The sequence below is a fragment of the Erythrobacter donghaensis genome (assembly GCF_001557325.1).
GTDB classification, from domain to species: Bacteria; Pseudomonadota; Alphaproteobacteria; order Sphingomonadales; family Sphingomonadaceae; genus Erythrobacter; species Erythrobacter donghaensis_B.
The window spans coordinates 1-701 of the sequence record NZ_LSJS01000285.1; the positions used below are offsets into that span (position 1 = coordinate 1).

Genomic DNA, 701 nt, shown 5'->3' on the forward strand with positions numbered 1-701 from the left:
GTCGCGGTGGTGGGCCTCAAGGCCGATGCCGAGCCGATCACGCCCTGCGGCCGCTGCCGCCAGGTGCTCAACGAGGTCGCCGCGCTTGGCGCCACCGATCCGCTGGTGCTGTGCGTCAGCGCCGAGGGCGTGCGCCGCGTGCCGCTATCCGCGCTGCTGCCCCACGCCTTCGGGCCGGGGCATCTGGGATAGGCGTCGCGGCTCAGGCGTCCCGCGCCTCCAGCCATTCCACCAGCGCCGCCAGGCACTCGCGGCCCAGCAGCTTGCAGCGTTCCGGCGACCAGCCCTGTTCGGGCTCGGGGAAGTCGGCCAAGTCTTTGTAGGGCATCTCCAGCGTCATCGCGACCGCGCCGAAGCGTTCGGCGAGCTGGTTGGTGCTCATCGAGAGGTTCGCGGTGCCAGGGCGGGCCTTGGGGTAGCCGAGCTTCGTCTGGAAATCGGGGGTGCGGCGCGCGAGGATGCGCTGGTAGCGGTAGAAGCCCTCGCCCTGTTCCTCCTTCCACGAGGGGATGCCCTCGAAGCCGGCGAGGAACACCGCCGGGATCGCCTCGTCGGCGTGGACGTCGATCGCGAAGTCGACCCCGGTCTGGTCCATGCGGCTGCGGATCGCCAGCACCTCGGGCGAGCGATCGGGGGTCGGCTCGGCCCATTCGCGGTTGAGGTTGGCGCCAACCGCATTGGTTCGAAGATGCCCGCGCCGC

2 pseudogenes are annotated in these 701 nt (G+C 71.0%); one reads left to right on the forward strand and one right to left on the reverse strand.

The window, feature by feature from the left end:
• Positions 1–192 (forward strand): annotated as a pseudogene (locus tag AX692_RS20305) (cytidine deaminase); the annotation flags it as partial.
• Positions 193–202: 10 nt separating this feature from the next.
• On the opposite strand, the pseudogene AX692_RS16205 reads toward AX692_RS20305, so the two are convergent.
• Positions 203–701: pseudogene (locus tag AX692_RS16205) on the reverse strand (hypothetical protein); the annotation flags it as partial.